This window comes from Nocardia brasiliensis ATCC 700358, assembly GCF_000250675.2.
GTDB lineage: Bacteria > Actinomycetota > Actinomycetes > Mycobacteriales > Mycobacteriaceae > Nocardia > Nocardia brasiliensis_B.
Genome location: NC_018681.1, coordinates 8,036,972 through 8,051,037, shown reverse-complemented (window position 1 = coordinate 8,051,037; position 14,066 = coordinate 8,036,972). Strand labels below are relative to the sequence as shown.

At 69.3% G+C, this 14,066-nt stretch carries 14 protein-coding genes; 11 read left to right on the top strand and 3 right to left on the bottom strand.

Annotation, left to right across the window (positions count from 1 at the left end; genetic code table 11):
• Complete coding sequence (locus tag O3I_RS35825) at positions 1–582, top strand: suppressor of fused domain protein (RefSeq protein ID WP_014987934.1); 582 nt, start codon at positions 1–3, stop codon at positions 580–582.
• A gap of 13 nt (positions 583–595) precedes the next feature.
• On the opposite strand, the gene O3I_RS35820 is transcribed toward O3I_RS35825, so the two are convergent.
• Positions 596–1,672 (bottom strand): magnesium and cobalt transport protein CorA, encoded by a 1,077-nt coding sequence (locus O3I_RS35820; protein ID WP_014987933.1) that lies wholly within the window; start codon positions 1,670–1,672, stop codon positions 596–598.
• 64 nt (positions 1,673–1,736) lie between these two features.
• On the opposite strand from O3I_RS35820, the gene O3I_RS35815 reads away from it, so the two are divergent.
• The 4 genes from O3I_RS35815 (at position 1,737) to O3I_RS35800 (ending at position 6,662) form a co-directional block, all read left to right on the top strand.
• The gene (locus O3I_RS35815) at positions 1,737–2,591 is read left to right on the top strand and encodes a PHP domain-containing protein (protein WP_041564778.1); all 855 of its coding nucleotides are present in this window, start codon (positions 1,737–1,739) and stop codon (positions 2,589–2,591) included.
• Positions 2,588–2,854 (top strand): hypothetical protein, encoded by a 267-nt coding sequence (locus tag O3I_RS35810; RefSeq protein ID WP_014987931.1) that lies wholly within the window; start codon positions 2,588–2,590, stop codon positions 2,852–2,854. Before O3I_RS35815 ends, O3I_RS35810 begins: the two co-directional genes overlap by 4 nt.
• A 51-nt stretch (positions 2,855–2,905) precedes the next feature.
• Positions 2,906–4,648: an FAD-dependent oxidoreductase gene (locus tag O3I_RS35805; RefSeq protein ID WP_014987930.1), complete on the top strand. Its 1,743-nt coding sequence runs from the start codon at positions 2,906–2,908 to the stop codon at positions 4,646–4,648.
• A 793-nt stretch (positions 4,649–5,441) separates the two neighbouring features.
• Positions 5,442–6,662: an NAD(P)-dependent malic enzyme gene (locus O3I_RS35800; protein WP_081594221.1), complete on the top strand. Its 1,221-nt coding sequence runs from the start codon at positions 5,442–5,444 to the stop codon at positions 6,660–6,662.
• Between the two features lie 84 nt (positions 6,663–6,746).
• On the opposite strand, the gene O3I_RS35795 is transcribed toward O3I_RS35800, so the two are convergent.
• Both O3I_RS35795 and O3I_RS35790 read right to left on the bottom strand, forming a co-directional pair.
• Entirely contained in the window at positions 6,747–6,956 is a 210-nt protein-coding gene (locus tag O3I_RS35795) for a hypothetical protein (RefSeq protein WP_014987928.1), read from the bottom strand.
• Between the two features lie 40 nt (positions 6,957–6,996).
• Complete coding sequence (locus O3I_RS35790; protein WP_014987927.1) at positions 6,997–7,890, bottom strand: glycine betaine ABC transporter substrate-binding protein; 894 nt, start codon at positions 7,888–7,890, stop codon at positions 6,997–6,999.
• A 244-nt stretch (positions 7,891–8,134) separates the two neighbouring features.
• Between O3I_RS35790 and O3I_RS35785 the strand changes: the two genes are divergently transcribed.
• The 6 genes from O3I_RS35785 (at position 8,135) to O3I_RS35760 (ending at position 14,049) form a co-directional block, all read left to right on the top strand.
• Positions 8,135–9,019 (top strand): ABC transporter substrate-binding protein, encoded by an 885-nt coding sequence (locus tag O3I_RS35785; RefSeq protein ID WP_086006314.1) that lies wholly within the window; start codon positions 8,135–8,137, stop codon positions 9,017–9,019.
• A gap of 11 nt (positions 9,020–9,030) precedes the next feature.
• On the top strand, positions 9,031–10,182 hold the full coding sequence (locus tag O3I_RS35780) for an ABC transporter ATP-binding protein (protein WP_014987925.1): 1,152 nt from the start codon (positions 9,031–9,033) through the stop codon (positions 10,180–10,182).
• Between the two features lie 16 nt (positions 10,183–10,198).
• Positions 10,199–10,867 (top strand): ABC transporter permease, encoded by a 669-nt coding sequence (locus tag O3I_RS35775; protein ID WP_014987924.1) that lies wholly within the window; start codon positions 10,199–10,201, stop codon positions 10,865–10,867.
• 19 nt (positions 10,868–10,886) lie between these two features.
• Complete coding sequence (locus O3I_RS35770) at positions 10,887–11,603, top strand: ABC transporter permease (protein WP_014987923.1); 717 nt, start codon at positions 10,887–10,889, stop codon at positions 11,601–11,603.
• Positions 11,604–11,803: 200 nt separating this feature from the next.
• On the top strand, positions 11,804–12,496 hold the full coding sequence (locus tag O3I_RS35765; RefSeq protein WP_014987922.1) for a PadR family transcriptional regulator: 693 nt from the start codon (positions 11,804–11,806) through the stop codon (positions 12,494–12,496).
• 74 nt (positions 12,497–12,570) lie between these two features.
• On the top strand, positions 12,571–14,049 hold the full coding sequence (locus tag O3I_RS35760; protein WP_014987921.1) for a DHA2 family efflux MFS transporter permease subunit: 1,479 nt from the start codon (positions 12,571–12,573) through the stop codon (positions 14,047–14,049).
• Positions 14,050–14,066 lie beyond the last annotated feature (17 nt).

Below are 14,066 nucleotides of genomic sequence, written 5' to 3'. Positions count from 1 at the left end.
ATGGGTGTGGTGGAGACGGTCCGCACCGGTGTGCTGGACCATTTCGGTGTGGCGGCGACCGGCGTCGATTCGGCGTCGGTGACGTTCCTGGGGTTGGAGCCGATCGAGATCCTGCGGATCGTCGACGATGATGTGGTGCACTACGCGACGGTGGGCGGGTCCCGTCATCCGATGACCGATCCCGGTGCGCTGCTTGCCGATCCGGTGCGCGGGCCCCGGGCCGAACTGGTGCTCACCTTGCGGGCGGGTACCGGGGCGGCCTCGGGCCTGGCCAAGGCGCTCGGCGTGCTCGCCGCCGCGCCCGCGGTGGAAGGCGTTGTGCTGCAAGCGGACGCGCTGATGGACCTGGGCGAACCGATGTGGCACAACGCGCCGTTCACCGCGGTTCTGCTGGGGGAGAGCGGGATTCCCGAGGTGGTGCTGCCCGAGCCCGCGGAGCCGGTTCGCTATTTCGCGGTGACGCCGGTGACCGCCACCGAGGCGGCCTGGGTGCGCGTGCGCGGCGCGCAGGCGCTGCGGGAGGCCTGGACGGAGGCCGGTATCGACGTGCGTGATCCCGGCCGCGGCGCGGCGAGCCTCTAGGCGCAGTCCGTCCTCAGAGCCAGTTGTTGCGGTGGAAGGTGAGGTAGAGCCCGCCGCAGATGCCGAACGTGACCACGATGACGAGCCAAAAGCCCCAGCTCGCTTCCAGTCCGGGCATATGCGTGAAGTTCATGCCGTAGATGCCCGCGATCATCGTCGGCACCGCCGCGATCGCGACCCAGGCCGAAATCTTGCGCATATCGGTGTTCTGCTGCACGCCGACCTTCGCCAGCGCGGCACTGATCAGCGCGCTGAGCGCCTCGTCGAAATCGGTGATCCGCTCGGCCACCCCGGCGTGGTGATCGGCCACATCGCGCATGTAGCGCCGAATCTCTTTGGGAAGCGGGATCTCCGGCTTCTGCCCGAGCAACTGCAGCGGGAGCGCCAGCGGGTTCACCGCCCGGCGTAGTTCGACCACCTCCCGCTTGAGCTGGTAGATCGATTCGATCGCGACCCGGTTACCCGGAGTGAAGACCTCTTCCTCCATCGCGTCGATATCGAGCTCGATCGATTGCGTCACCTCGATGTACGAATCCACCACGTGGTCGGCGATCGCGTGCAGCACCGCGCCGGTGCCGAGCATCAGCTTGGCCGGATCGGCCTCCAGTTCCTTTCGCAGCGTGGCGAGTTCGGAATGTTCGCCGTGCCGGACCGTCACCACGAAGTCGGGCGCGACGAAGACCATGATCTCGCCGGTCTCCACGATCTCGCTGACGCTGTGCAATTCGTGCTCGACGTAGGCGACCGTGCGCATCACCAGGATCAAGGTGTCGTCATAGCGTTCCAGTTTCGGGCGCTGATGCGCCGAGACCGCGTCCTCGGCGGCCAGCGCGTGCAGTTCGAAAGCCTCGGCGATATCGGCCATCTGGGCCTCGTCCGGGTCGCGCAGGCCCACCCAGACGAAGCCCGCGCCGCGGTTGCGCACCTCGGCCAGCGCGTCCCGATGGGTGAATCGGCCGGGCAACCGGCGGCCTTCGACATAGACGCCGCAGTCGACGATGGCCCGCGCGGTCGGGATCGGGATGCGCGGCAGCTTGCGCTCTCCGCGACCGGTACCGCGGAAGGACGGAAGCGGCGGAATGGACGGCACATCGGCGATGCTACGTCGCCTGCGGCGTGCGGGGCCGGTCGGCGGCACTGTAAGACTGGAGGGCGTGCGCATCGACCTGCATACCCATTCGACCGCGTCCGACGGCACCGACTCACCGGCCGAACTGGTCCGGAACGCGGCCGCCGCCGGCCTGGACGTCCTCGCGATCACCGACCACGACACCACGGCGGGCTGGGCCGAAGCGGTCGACGCGCTACCGAAGGGGCTCACGCTGGTTCGGGGCATGGAGATGTCGTGCATGGGGCTCGGCGAGGACGGCTGGCCGGTGCCGGTGCACCTGCTGGCCTACCTGTTCGATCCGACCGATCGCTGTTTCGCCGAGGAACGTGAACGGTTACGCGGCGAGCGGGTCGAGCGGGTGCGCGCGATGGCCGACCGCATGGTTGCCGATGGTTTGCCGATTGATCCCGACGCGGTGCTCGCCTCGGCGGGTCCGTCGGCGGGTCGCCCGCATCTGGCCCGGGCACTGGTCGCGGCGGGCGTCGTGCCCAGCGTGGACGCGGCGTTCGAGGAACTGCTCGCGCCGCACGGTCCCTACTACGCCGAGAAGGCCGACACGCCGTTGTCCCGGGCGGTCGAGATGATCGCCGCCGCGGGCGGAGTGAGCGTGCTCGCGCACGCGCGGGCCCGCAAGCGCGGCCGGATGCTGGCGCTGGACGCCATCCGGGAACTCGCCCCGCTCGGGCTCGGCGGGCTCGAGGTGGACCATATCGATCACTCGGCCGCCGACCGGGCGATCCTCGGCGACCTTGCCGCCGAACTCGGCCTGCTGACCACGGGCTCGTCGGACTATCACGGCGCGAACAAGACCATCCGGCTCGGCGAGTTCACCACCGATCCCGAGCAGCTCGAGGTCCTCGTGGGCAAGGCCACCGGCGTGCCGGTGATCGCCTCGTGAAGGTGTGGCGCGGGCTCAGCGGTCTCGTGGCCGCGGGCACCTTCGCGCTGATGCTCGTCGTCGTCGGCACCGCGGTCATCGCGGCGCGGCGCGACTTTCCCGGCCCCGGCACCGAATCGGTCACGTGGCATGTGGCGGCGACGGTGATTGCCCTTGCGGCGCAAATTTATTCGGATAAGCGTCGGGGTTTAGCCGCATTTTCTGGATCAGCGGTTGTTTTCGTTGCGGCTGGATTGCTGCTTTGGACACAATGGTGGAGTTGAAATTGCGGTAATGGTTGCGGCTTCGTGAATTGTGGCCGAATATTTCTCATTGTGACGCAACTCGAGACGGACGTACTGGTTCTGGGTGGAGGTCCCGCCGGAACCTGGGCCGCCGTCTCCGCCGCGGCGAACGGCGCGCGAGTAGTACTCGCCGACAAAGCGCGCTGCGGTACCAGCGGACCGACCGCGCACGGCACCACCTCGCTGTGGAACATTCCGCCCGGCCCGGCCCGCGACGAAGCCGTCGACCGCGGTTACGCCCACGGCGGCGGGCTCGGCGACCCGGCGTGGATGCACCGGGTGCTGGACGAGACGCACCACCGCGTCGAGCAATTGGCCGGTTGGGGATATCGCTTTCCCGGCCCGGGCCCCGGCTCCGCGCTGCGGGTCTACCTGGACGGTGCGAGCTATCTGCGCCGGATGCGGCGCAGCGTGCTCGCCGCGGGCGTGCGCGTGCTCGATCACCATCCGGCGCTGCAACTGCTCGTCGACCGGGAGGGCCGGGTGGCGGGTGCGGTCGGGGTGCAGCAGCTCGATCGATATCGGACGTGGACCGTCCGCGCCGGCGCCGTAGTGGTGGCGACCGGCGGGTGCGCGTTCCTGTCCGGCGGCGCGGGCACCGATGTCGACACCGGCGACGGCCTGCTGTTCGCGGCCGAGGCGGGGGCCGAACTCTCCGGCATGGAGTTCTCCAGCGCGTACGGCCTGGTACCCGCGCGGCAAGGGGCCGGGCCGGCGAACTCCGGTGGTCTCGCACTGCATTTCGCCACCTATTACGACGAGTCGGGGGCGGTGCTGGAAGGCCATCGCGCCGCGGCCTTCGCCGCGATCGCCGACGGCAGGCGCGTGTTCGCGGCGCTCGACGAGGTACCCGCGCTGCTGCGCGGCGGGCTCGCGAAGCTGGGCCTGGTCGATCACGCCGGGCGGGTGCCGCTGCGGGCCGTGCTGGAGGGCACCGTGCGGGGCACCGGCGGGCTGCGGATCGCCGGCCGCGAGTGCGCGACCACGGTCGACGGACTGTTCGCCGCAGGGGACGTGACCACGCGGGAACCGATCACCGGCGCGGTGAGCGGGTTCGGCGGGCAGGGCGGCGCGTGGGCCATCGCCTCCGGAGTGTGGGCCGGTGCGGGCGCGGCCGCATACGCGCGCACAGCCGAACGCGACGCCCCGGTCCGCGAGGTGCCGGGCGCCGGGCTGAACGCCGTGGCACGGATCGATCCGCGCGCGGTCGTCGGCCTCGTCCAGGAGCACACGCTGCCGCTGCGGCGCAGTTACTGGCGCAGCGCGGGCAGCCTGCGCGACAGCATCGGCGAACTCGACTCGATGTGGCCCGGCGCCGAATTCGACCTCGGCGGCACCGGCCTGGACCGGCTGCGCGCCCGGCAAGCGGCCGCCTTGCTCGCGGTCGCGCGCTGGACCAAATACAGCGCCCTCGCCCGCACCGAAACCCGCGGTATGCACCGCCGCACGGATCATCCCGGAGTCGAGGCGGACTGGCGGGTGCGCCTGACGTCGGGCGGCCTCGACACGGTGTGGGTCCGGCCCCACACGCACGAGCCCGCGCCGTCCACCGCACACGAGGCGGTCCCGGTACCCGCCGCGCGCGAGCCTCTCGCCCGGGGCAGACGGGACGTAGCCGTGATCAGCACCCAGGATGACGGCTTGGTCCTGGCCCACCCACGCGAGCCCGGCATGCTCACCGCCCGCTCCGCAGCCATCCCGGACGCCCCGGAAATCGTGCCCGAGCCCGCGCCCATACAGGCCGCGGTCCAGCTGACGACACCGTCTCGCTGAGGCCTTCGCCGCAGCAACACCTCCCGCTGCAGCCAGTTCCAGACCTGCGGCCGGCCCCGCGCGATGGAATCAGCACCACAGCTGCAGCCGGCCTCGCCCGCTGTGGCCGGCGCCTCCCGCTGAGGTCGGCACCGCACACGCTGTGGCCAGCACCGCGCGCTGCAGTTCTCGGATCTGCGCCAGCACCCCACGTCGGGTTCAGCGTCCGTAGCTCCGTGCACTGCGGACGACATCGCGCTCTGCGGGTGGCACCATGTGCTTCGGGCGGCGCCGCACGCTGCGGTCAGCACACACCGGCGCGGCGGGCAAGTGTCTTCGCTGACGCGCTCACACCACGCGACCCGATAGCGTTGGGACAACTCACCGGGTGGGCGCGGGGAGGTGCGAGTTTTCGCTTACGGCTCGGTAATTCCGGGCCGCTAGCCTGGGAACAGGCGCGCGACACGACGCAGACCCGACCGGTTTGGCAAGTCGCGGATCATGCTGGCAGAATGTGTCGGATTCCTTACCCAAGCCACCGCCGGGTACTGGGATTACGGAGATCTCCGCCTCGCGACGCACCGTCGTGACCCGAGGATCACGCCGCATGTTCTGTCCGGACCCACCCGTCCGGCTCTCGCTCCGCGGATCAGTGCCGCGCCACGTCAGCGAAATCGGCAACGAGTTTTCGTGACTCGCCGATCGCCGCGAAACGTACCGGTCAGCGCACTCGATGAGCGAAATGAATCCCTAATACCTATATACCCGGCGGTAACCGTCCACCGGTTTGTCCGATCCGAGCAGGAGTGAAATCGTGTCACCTGTGACTGACGCACCGAATGCCACCACGGCCCCCCGCGCAGACGACGCAGCGAGCCTTTCCGCTATTACGCACGACGAGATTTTCGCGGGACACCTTGGCGGCAAGCTCTCGGTGGAACTCAGCTCGCCGTTGGAAACCCAGCGCGACCTTTCGATCGCGTACACCCCGGGCGTCGCCCAGGTGAGCCGGGCCATCGCGCAGGACGAGGAACTGTCCAAGCGCTACACCTGGACTGAGCGGCTGGTCGTCGTGGTCAGCGACGGCACCGCGGTGCTCGGCCTCGGTGACATCGGCCCGCGCGCCTCGCTGCCGGTGATGGAGGGCAAGGCGGCGCTGTTCAAGAAGTTCGCGGGCCTGAACTCGATCCCGATCGTGGTGGACACCAAGGACGTCGACGAGATCGTCGACCTGCTGGTGAAGCTGCGGCCGAGCTTCGGCGCGGTGAACCTGGAAGACATCTCGGCGCCGCGCTGCTTCGAGATCGAGAAGCGCGTGATCGAGGCGCTGGACTGCCCGGTCATGCACGACGACCAGCACGGCACCGCCATCGTGGTGCTCGCCGCCCTCAACGGCGCGGCCAAGGTGCAGGGCCGCGGCATCGAAGATCTGAAGGTCGTGGTGTCCGGCGCGGGCGCGGCCGGTGTCGCGTGCACGAACATCCTGCTCGCCGCGGGCGTGCGGGACGTGACCGTGCTCGACTCGAAGGGCATCGTCAGCCGCGAGCGCACCGACCTCAACGAGGTGAAGGCCGAGCTGGCCACCCGCACGAACCCGCGCGGCCTCATCGGTGGTCCCGCCGAAGCGCTCAACGGCGCCGACGTGTTCCTGGGTCTGTCCGCGGGTCTGGTCGCCGAGGAGCTCATCGCCTCGATGGCGCCGGAGTCGATCGTGTTCGCCATGTCCAACCCGGATCCGGAGATCCACCCCGAGGTCGCGCGCAAGTACGCCGCGATCGTGGCTACCGGCCGCAGCGATTTCCCGAACCAGATCAACAACGTGCTCGCGTTCCCCGGTGTCTTCAAGGGCGCGCTGGACGCGGGCGCCCGCCGGATCACCGAGGGGATGAAGATCGCCGCCGCCGACGCCATCCTCAGCGTCGTCGCCGACGAGCTGGGCCCGGACAAGATCGTGCCGAGCCCGCTCGACCCGCGCGTCGCCCCGGCCGTCGCCGAGGCCGTCGCGGCCGCCGCGCGCGCCGAAGGTGTTGCCTAGCAGTAGCTGTCACAGCTGAAAGAACGCCTCGTTCCACGGCGAACGGGGCGTTCTTTGCTGTGTGGCCGAGGAGTTGCTCGGGCGCTATTCGCCGGACGGCACCGGTTTCCGGTCGGCGCGCGCCTGCTCCTGGCGGCGCGCGGAGATCCGGATCCAGAGGTTCAGCGCGATCATCGCGCCGAGCGCGACCAGCAGCGCCACCGCGAACAGCGGATTCTTGTCGGGCAGGGTGGACCAGACGTAGAGCAACAACGCCACGATCGCCACATAGCCGCCGATGAACCTGATACTCACCGATCAGACGTTATCCGCAACCGCGCTGCCGCGGACGAATTCACAGCGCGTGGTCGTCCAGCCAGGCCCGTGCCACGTCGCCGGGGTCGCGATGCTCGTCGCGGACGCGACGGATCAGCTCGGCGAGTTCTTCGGTGGTGAGTTCCCCCGCAACGTAATTCAGCTTCTTGATCTGCGCCTGGTCGAGCGTGCCCTTGCGGAACAGGGGCAGCACGTTCTCGGCGCGCACGGCGTAGTCGTCGTCGGACAGGATGGTCAGCCCGTCGGTCGAGCCCGTCCCCGCGGCGGGCGGCCCGAGCAGCAGCCCGGCTTGGATCTGCCCGTCCAGCAGGGCTTTTCGCAGGGCGGCCAGGTCGGGGAACGGGATCGTCGCGGCGAAGGCGCAGCCGGTCACCGTGTTCGCGGCCGGCGGCGCGGTCAGCAGGCCGGCGGCGGGCGCCACTCCTGCGGTGCGGGTGCCGCAGCTGGGTCCGAGGTCGCGGACGGACTGCACGGCGTCGTGCGTGGCCGCCTCCGTGGTGAGCAGCACTCGCGCGCGCAGGTCGGTGCCGTCGGCGATATCGGAGACCACCAGCCCCTCGGGCAACGACTTGCTCAGTGCGTCGGCGACGTTCTTCGGGGTGCGTTCGGGAGCGTGCGCGTCGAGGTGGGTCAGCAGCGCGCCGCTGTGCTCGCCCAGCAGGGTGATCCGGCCGGCGTCCAGCGCCGCCAGATAGTCGGCGCGCTCGCCCGATCCGGTGGCGACCGTGGTTCGCGCGCCGGTGCGCGCCAGCGCGCCCGCGTAAATTTCGGCCAGCATCACCGACTCGACAGCGTCGCCCGCGCCGACCGTGATCCGCGCGCCCTGGTCATCGTTACCGCAGGACACGGCCGTTACGGCGGTCGCGACGAGCACAATTCGAGCCAGCATCCGCAGCGACGCGGCCAGCATCATCCGGCGACACCAACTCTCCGAGAGATCGACAGAGCTAACAGGAACACCCTGAAGCGGGCAGTATGGACACCCAGAATGTACCGGTGGCTCGGTTGCGCCGGGACCTCGCATTGCTCGTCATGCCGGAAGGACTCCAGTGAACACCTCGATCACCCCCGATGCCACGCGGCACGGTCGGTCGGCGCTGCGGCTGGCGCTGCGCGCCACCCGGTTCATCTTCGCCGCCGCCGCGTTGGCCGTCGCCATGATCCTGTCCGCCTGCGGCAACTCCGATCCACTGGCGAGCAAGGGCGACTGCGCCGGCGACGGGCTCGTCGTCGGTTCCGCGAACTTCCCGGAGTCGGAGACCGTCGCGGAAATCTACGCGGAGGTGTTGCGCGTCAACGGCTTCAAGGTCGACACCAAGCTGAACATCGGCAGCCGGGAGGCGTACGTCCCGGCTGTGCGCGAGTGCGCGATCTCGGTGATCCCCGAGTACAACGGCAACCTGCTGCAGTACCTGGACAAGAACGCCACCGCGACCAGTGCCGCGGACGTGAACAGCGCGCTCACCGCCGCGCTCGGCAGCGAACTCGCGGTCGGCACCCCCGCGCCCGGCGAGGATTCCGACGCCGTGGTGGTGACCAAGGCGACCGCCGAGCGCTGGAACCTGCGCTCCATCGCGGATCTGGCCGCGCACTCGGCCGAGGTGAAATTCGGTGCGCCCGCGGAATTTCAGGAGCGGCCGGGCGGGCTGCCCGGCTTGAAGAAGAACTACAACCTCGATATCGCCGCGAACAACTTCGTGCCGATCGCCGACGGCGGTGGCCCCGCGACCGTGCGCGCACTGGTCGAGGGCCAGGTGACCGCCGCCGACATCTTCACCACCTCGCCCGCCATCACGCAGAACAACCTGGTGGTGCTGGAGGATCCGAAGCACAACTTCCCGGCGCAGAACGTGATTCCGCTGTTCAACGCGGCGAAGAAGACGGACAAGGCGCTCGCCGCCCTGAACGCCGCCTCGGCGAAGCTGACCACCGCGGAGCTGATCAAGCTGAACGAGGCGGTCTCCGGTACGGCCAAGACCGAACCGAAGGCCGCGGCCGTGGCCTGGGTGGCGGCCCAGGGGCTGAACACGCCGGCCGGATAAGAGGTAACACGTTGTCCGATATCGAGTTTCGCGGTATCAGCAAGACCTATCCGGACGGCACGCACGCCGTCACCGACCTCGATCTGCGGATCGAGTCCGGCTCGTTCACCGTGTTCGTCGGCCCGTCCGGCTGCGGCAAGACCACGTCGATGCGGATGATCAACCGGATGATCACGCCCAGTTCGGGCACGATCACCATTGCCGGACAGGATATTTCGAAGGTCGACCCGGTAAAGCTCCGGCTCGGTATCGGCTATGTGATCCAGAGCGGCGGGCTGCTGCCGCACCGCACGGTCGTGGACAATGTCGCGACCGTGCCGGTGCTGCGCGGTGATTCGCGCAAGGCGGCCCGGGCCGCGGCGTTGGAGGTGCTCGATCGGGTCGGTCTGGATCGCTCGCTGGCGGGCCGGTATCCGGCCCAGCTGTCCGGCGGGCAGCAGCAGCGGGTCGGGGTGGCCCGGGCGCTGGCCGCCGACCCGCCGGTGCTGCTGATGGACGAGCCGTTCAGCGCCGTCGATCCGGTGGTACGGGCCGAGTTGCAGGTCGAAATGCAAAGGCTGCAAGCGGAATTGCGGAAGACCATCGTGTTCGTGACCCACGACATCGATGAGGCGATCACCCTCGGCGACCGAGTCGCGGTCTTCGGCCGGGGCGGGGTGCTGCAGCAGTACGATCCGCCGGACCACGTACTCGCCCAGCCCGCCACCGATTTCGTCGCCGATTTCGTCGGCCGGGACCGCGGCTATCGCGGCCTGTCCTTCCGCACGGCGAAAGAGGTTCCGCTGCACGAGCTTCGGACCGCGACCGCCGCGGAGGTGTCCGCCCTGCGGTTGGATCGCGGGGACTGGGTGCTGATCGTCGATGCCGAACGCAAGCCCGCGGGCTGGATCGACGTCACCGGGGTGGAGTCGGTGCGTGCCGGACATACCTTGGCGGACAGCACATCCGCGGGCGGTTCGCTGTTCACGCCGACCGGCGACCTGCGCCAGGCGCTGGACGCCGCGATCTCCTCGCCCTCCGGTATCGGGGTGGCCGTGGACGAGGCGGGCGCGGTGCGCGGCGGCGTGCTCGCCACCGAGGTGCTGCAACAGCTGGCCGGCCAGCGCGCCACCGAGGACGCCGAACGCAACCGGCACTTCTTCGAACAGGAAGAAGCGCGGTGACCCGCGGGAGGCCTGTGTGCGATACCTGATCGACAACTTCGCCGAGATCTGGGGGTTCACCAAGACCCACCTGTACTTGGCGCTGGTGCCCCTGCTGCTCGGCCTGGTGATCGCGATTCCGTTGGGCGCGTTGGTGCGTCGGGTGACCTGGCTGCGCCGGGTGACGGTGACCGTGGCCAGCCTGGCGTACACGATTCCGTCGCTTGCGCTGTTCGTGATCATCCCGCCGCTGGTCGGGATCTCCACGATCGACCCGTTGAACGTGATCATCGCGCTGACCATGTACTCGACCGCGCTGCTCGTGATCGCCGTGCCGGCGGCGCTGGATTCGGTGCCCGCCGACGTGGTCGACGCCGCCGACGCGGTCGGGTGCAGCTCGCTGCGGCGCACGCTGACCGTCGACATGCCGTTGGCCATCCCGGTTTTCGTGTCCAGCCTGCGGGTCGTCGTGGTGACCAATATCGCGATGGTGTCGGTGGGCGCGCTGATCGGCGTCGGCGGCGTCGGCAAATTGTTCACGCAGGGCTACCAGCGTGATTACCCCGACGAGATCGTCGCGGGCATCATCGTGATCCTGGCGCTGGCCTTGATCTTCGACCGCCTGATCTACGTGCTCGGCCGCTGGTCGACGCCGTGGGTGCGGGCCGACGTCCGGACCGCGCAGGCGAGAGGCCGGCGCTCGTGACGGTGAAAGGCGCAGCCTCGTGAACCTTTTCCTCGACGCGTGGTCCTACTTCACCGACGGTGCGAACTGGAGCGGCCCCGCGGGCATCGAAACCCGTATCGCGCAACACCTCTGGTACAGCTTCCTCACCATCGCGCTGTCCGCGGCGATCGCGCTTCCGCTCGGTCTGGTGATCGGGCACACCGGGCGCGGCTCCGCGCTGCTGGTCGGATTCGCCAACGCCATGCGCGCGCTGCCGACCCTGGGCCTGCTCACCTTTCTGGTGCTGCTGCTCGGCCTCGGCCTGATCCCACCGCTGCTCGCCCTGATCACCGTGGGGATTCCGCCGCTGCTGGCCGGCGCCTACGCGGGCATCGCCAATGTGCCCGCCGACGTGGTGGACGCGTCCCGGGCGATGGGCATGACCGAGCGGCAGATCCTGTTCCGGGTCGAGGTGCCCAACGCGCTGCCCATCCTGCTCACCGGCCTGCGCGGCGCGACGCTGCAGGTGGTCGCCACCGCGACCATCGCGGCCTATGTCAACCTCGGCGGGCTCGGCCGCTACATCTTCGACGGCATCAGCCTGTACCGGTACGACCGCGTTCTGGTGGGCGCGTTGCTGGTGGCGGTGCTGGCCATGGTCCTGGACGGCTTGCTCGCCTTCGCCGTCTGGGTGAGCACGCCGGGGACCGGCCGGTTGCGCCGGGCCGACGCGCTGCCCGGCGCACCCGATCTGAGCGTGCGTTCCGCGAACTGACCTGTCGCGCACCCCGCTGAGCTGCTGATTCGAGCCTCGGCACGGGTCAGTTGTGCCTGTGATCACCTATTTCGCCGTACCGCGCACCTTGCGGTCCTCTTGTTCCGGGCCGTATATTCCACGTGGAATATACGAAACGGGGCATAGCGCTCCTGGTTCCGGCGGCGACGCCGTGAGCGTTCGACGGGAAGGCGAAGGACATGGGGCAGCAGGCGCGTCCGGCGGTGACGCCGCTGGGGATCGCCGTGCTGGCGCTGCTCGAGGAGCGGCCCATGCATCCGTACGAGATGTATCAGCTGCTGATCGCGCGCCGGGAAGACGTGCTGGTCAAGGTGCGGCCCGGCTCGCTGTATCACACGGTGGCGCGGCTGGCCGAGCAGCACATGGTGCAGTCCGAAGGCGTCGATCGGGAGGGCAACCGGCCCGAACGCACCACCTACCGGATCACCGAGGGCGGCCGAACGGCCTTGCGCGCCAGGATCGCCGAGATCGTGCGATACCCGGCGCCGGAGTATCCGATGTTCCCGGTCGCGCTGGCCGAGGCGCACAATCTGCCCAAGGACGACGTGCTCGCGCTGCTGCGCGAGCGGGTCGGCCATCTGGAGGCCGATCGCGCCGATGTCGCGACGATGATCACCTGGGCCGACGAGCGCCGCGTGCCCCGCCGCTACACCGTCACCCTGCCGTATCTGCACGCCATGCTCGGCGCCGAGATCGATTGGGTGAACCGCTTTCTCGACGAATTGGCAAGTGGCGCACTGGAATGGGAGACCTTCGACGCGCACACCGGCGCGCGCGAGGCCGACCACGAGCACCATCACATCTGGTCGTCCCGCGACGAGGCCGAGTTGCCTCCGACGCGGCACGGCGCGGTCGGAACGCCACCGCCTTGACGCCGGCCGCGGGCCGCACCGAACTCCGGTTCCCGCCCGATCGGGAACCTCGCACGACAGGAACTTCGAATCCCATGACCACTCAACGCAATCCGTGGCTGGCGCTGACCGCGCTGGTCGTCGGTTTCTTCATGATCCTGCTGGACATGACGATCGTCGCGGTCGCCAATCCGGCGATCATGACCGATCTGCACGCCGATATCTCGAAGGTGATCTGGGTGACCAGCGCCTACCTGCTCGCCTACGCGGTGCCGCTGCTGGTCACCGGCCGGCTCGGTGATCGCTTCGGCCCCAAGAACATCTACCTGCTCGGCCTCGCGATCTTCACCGTCGCCTCGGCCTGGTGCGGACTGTCCGGCAGCATCGAGATGCTGATCGCCGCGCGGGCGGTGCAGGGCCTCGGCGCCGCGCTGATGACGCCGCAGACCATGGCGGTGATCACCCGTACCTTCCCGCCGGACAAGCGGGGCGCCGCCATGGGCCTGTGGGGCGGCGTGGCCGGACTCGCGACGCTGGTCGGGCCGATCCTCGGCGGCGTGCTCGTGGACGGGCTCGGCTGGGAGTGGATCTTCTTCGTCAACATCCCGATCGGCGTGATCGCCTTCGCGCTGGCGATGTGGCTGGTGCCCGCGCTGCCGACGCACGAGCACAAGTTCGACATCCCCGGCGTGCTGCTCAGCGGTGTCGGACTGTTCCTGCTGGTCTTCGGCATCCAGGAGGGCAACACCTACGACTGGTCGCTGCGCATCTGGCTGATGATCGCCGCCGGTCTCGCGGTGCTCGCCGTGTTCCTGGTGAACCAGTCGCGCAGCCGCGGTGAGCCGCTGCTGCCGCTGAGCCTGTTCCGCGATCGCAACTTCTCGCTGTCCAATATCGCCATCGCGGCGATGGGCGCGACGGTCACCGCGTTCATGGTGCCGGGGTACTTCTATCTGCAAGCGGTGCGCGAGCTGTCGCCGACCGAGTCGGCGCTGGTGTTCGCGCCGATGGCGATCGTCACCGGCGTCTGTGCGCCGTTCGTCGGCAAGTTCGCCGACCGGTTGCATCCGCGGATCGTGCCCGCCTTCGGCTTCGCGCTCTACTCGGTGTCGGTGTTCTGGTTCGCCGCGCTGATGAAGCCGGACTCGTCGCTGGCCTGGATCGTGGTGTCGGCGGTGTTCGCCGGTTTCGCGAACTCCTGCATCTGGGCGCCGCTGGCCTCGACCGCCACGCACAACCTGCCGGTCCAACTGGCCGGTGCGGGCGCCGGCGTCTACAACACCACCCGGCAGGTCGGATCGGTGCTCGGCAGCGCGGCGATCAGTGCGCTCATCGCCGCCCGCATGTCCGCGCAGGGGCTCGGCGGCGGCCAGGTCGGCGAAGGCGGGGCGGGGCAGGGGCCCATCCCGGAGTTCGTCAAGGACGGCTTCAGCACCGCGCTGAGCCAATCCATCCTGCTCCCCGCAGGCATCCTGCTGATCGGCTTCGTGGCTTCCGCGCTCTTCGTCCGCCATGGGCAGAGCGCCGCACCTGCACCTCAGACTGAACCCCGCAAAGCCGATTCGCTCGCCTGAACACTCGTGCCCCGCAA

What these genes read in the sequence shown, in the direction of transcription:
- O3I_RS35790 (WP_014987927.1), bottom strand. Translation starts at nt 7,890, where the DNA reads ATGATGCTGGCCGCGTCGCTGCGGATGCTGGCTCGAATTGTGCTCGTC.
- O3I_RS35825 (WP_014987934.1), top strand. Translation starts at nt 1, where the DNA reads ATGGGTGTGGTGGAGACGGTCCGCACCGGTGTGCTGGACCATTTCGGT.
- O3I_RS35760 (WP_014987921.1), top strand. Translation starts at nt 12,571, where the DNA reads ATGACCACTCAACGCAATCCGTGGCTGGCGCTGACCGCGCTGGTCGTC.
- O3I_RS35785 (WP_086006314.1), top strand. Translation starts at nt 8,135, where the DNA reads ATGATCCTGTCCGCCTGCGGCAACTCCGATCCACTGGCGAGCAAGGGC.
- O3I_RS35765 (WP_014987922.1), top strand. Translation starts at nt 11,804, where the DNA reads ATGGGGCAGCAGGCGCGTCCGGCGGTGACGCCGCTGGGGATCGCCGTG.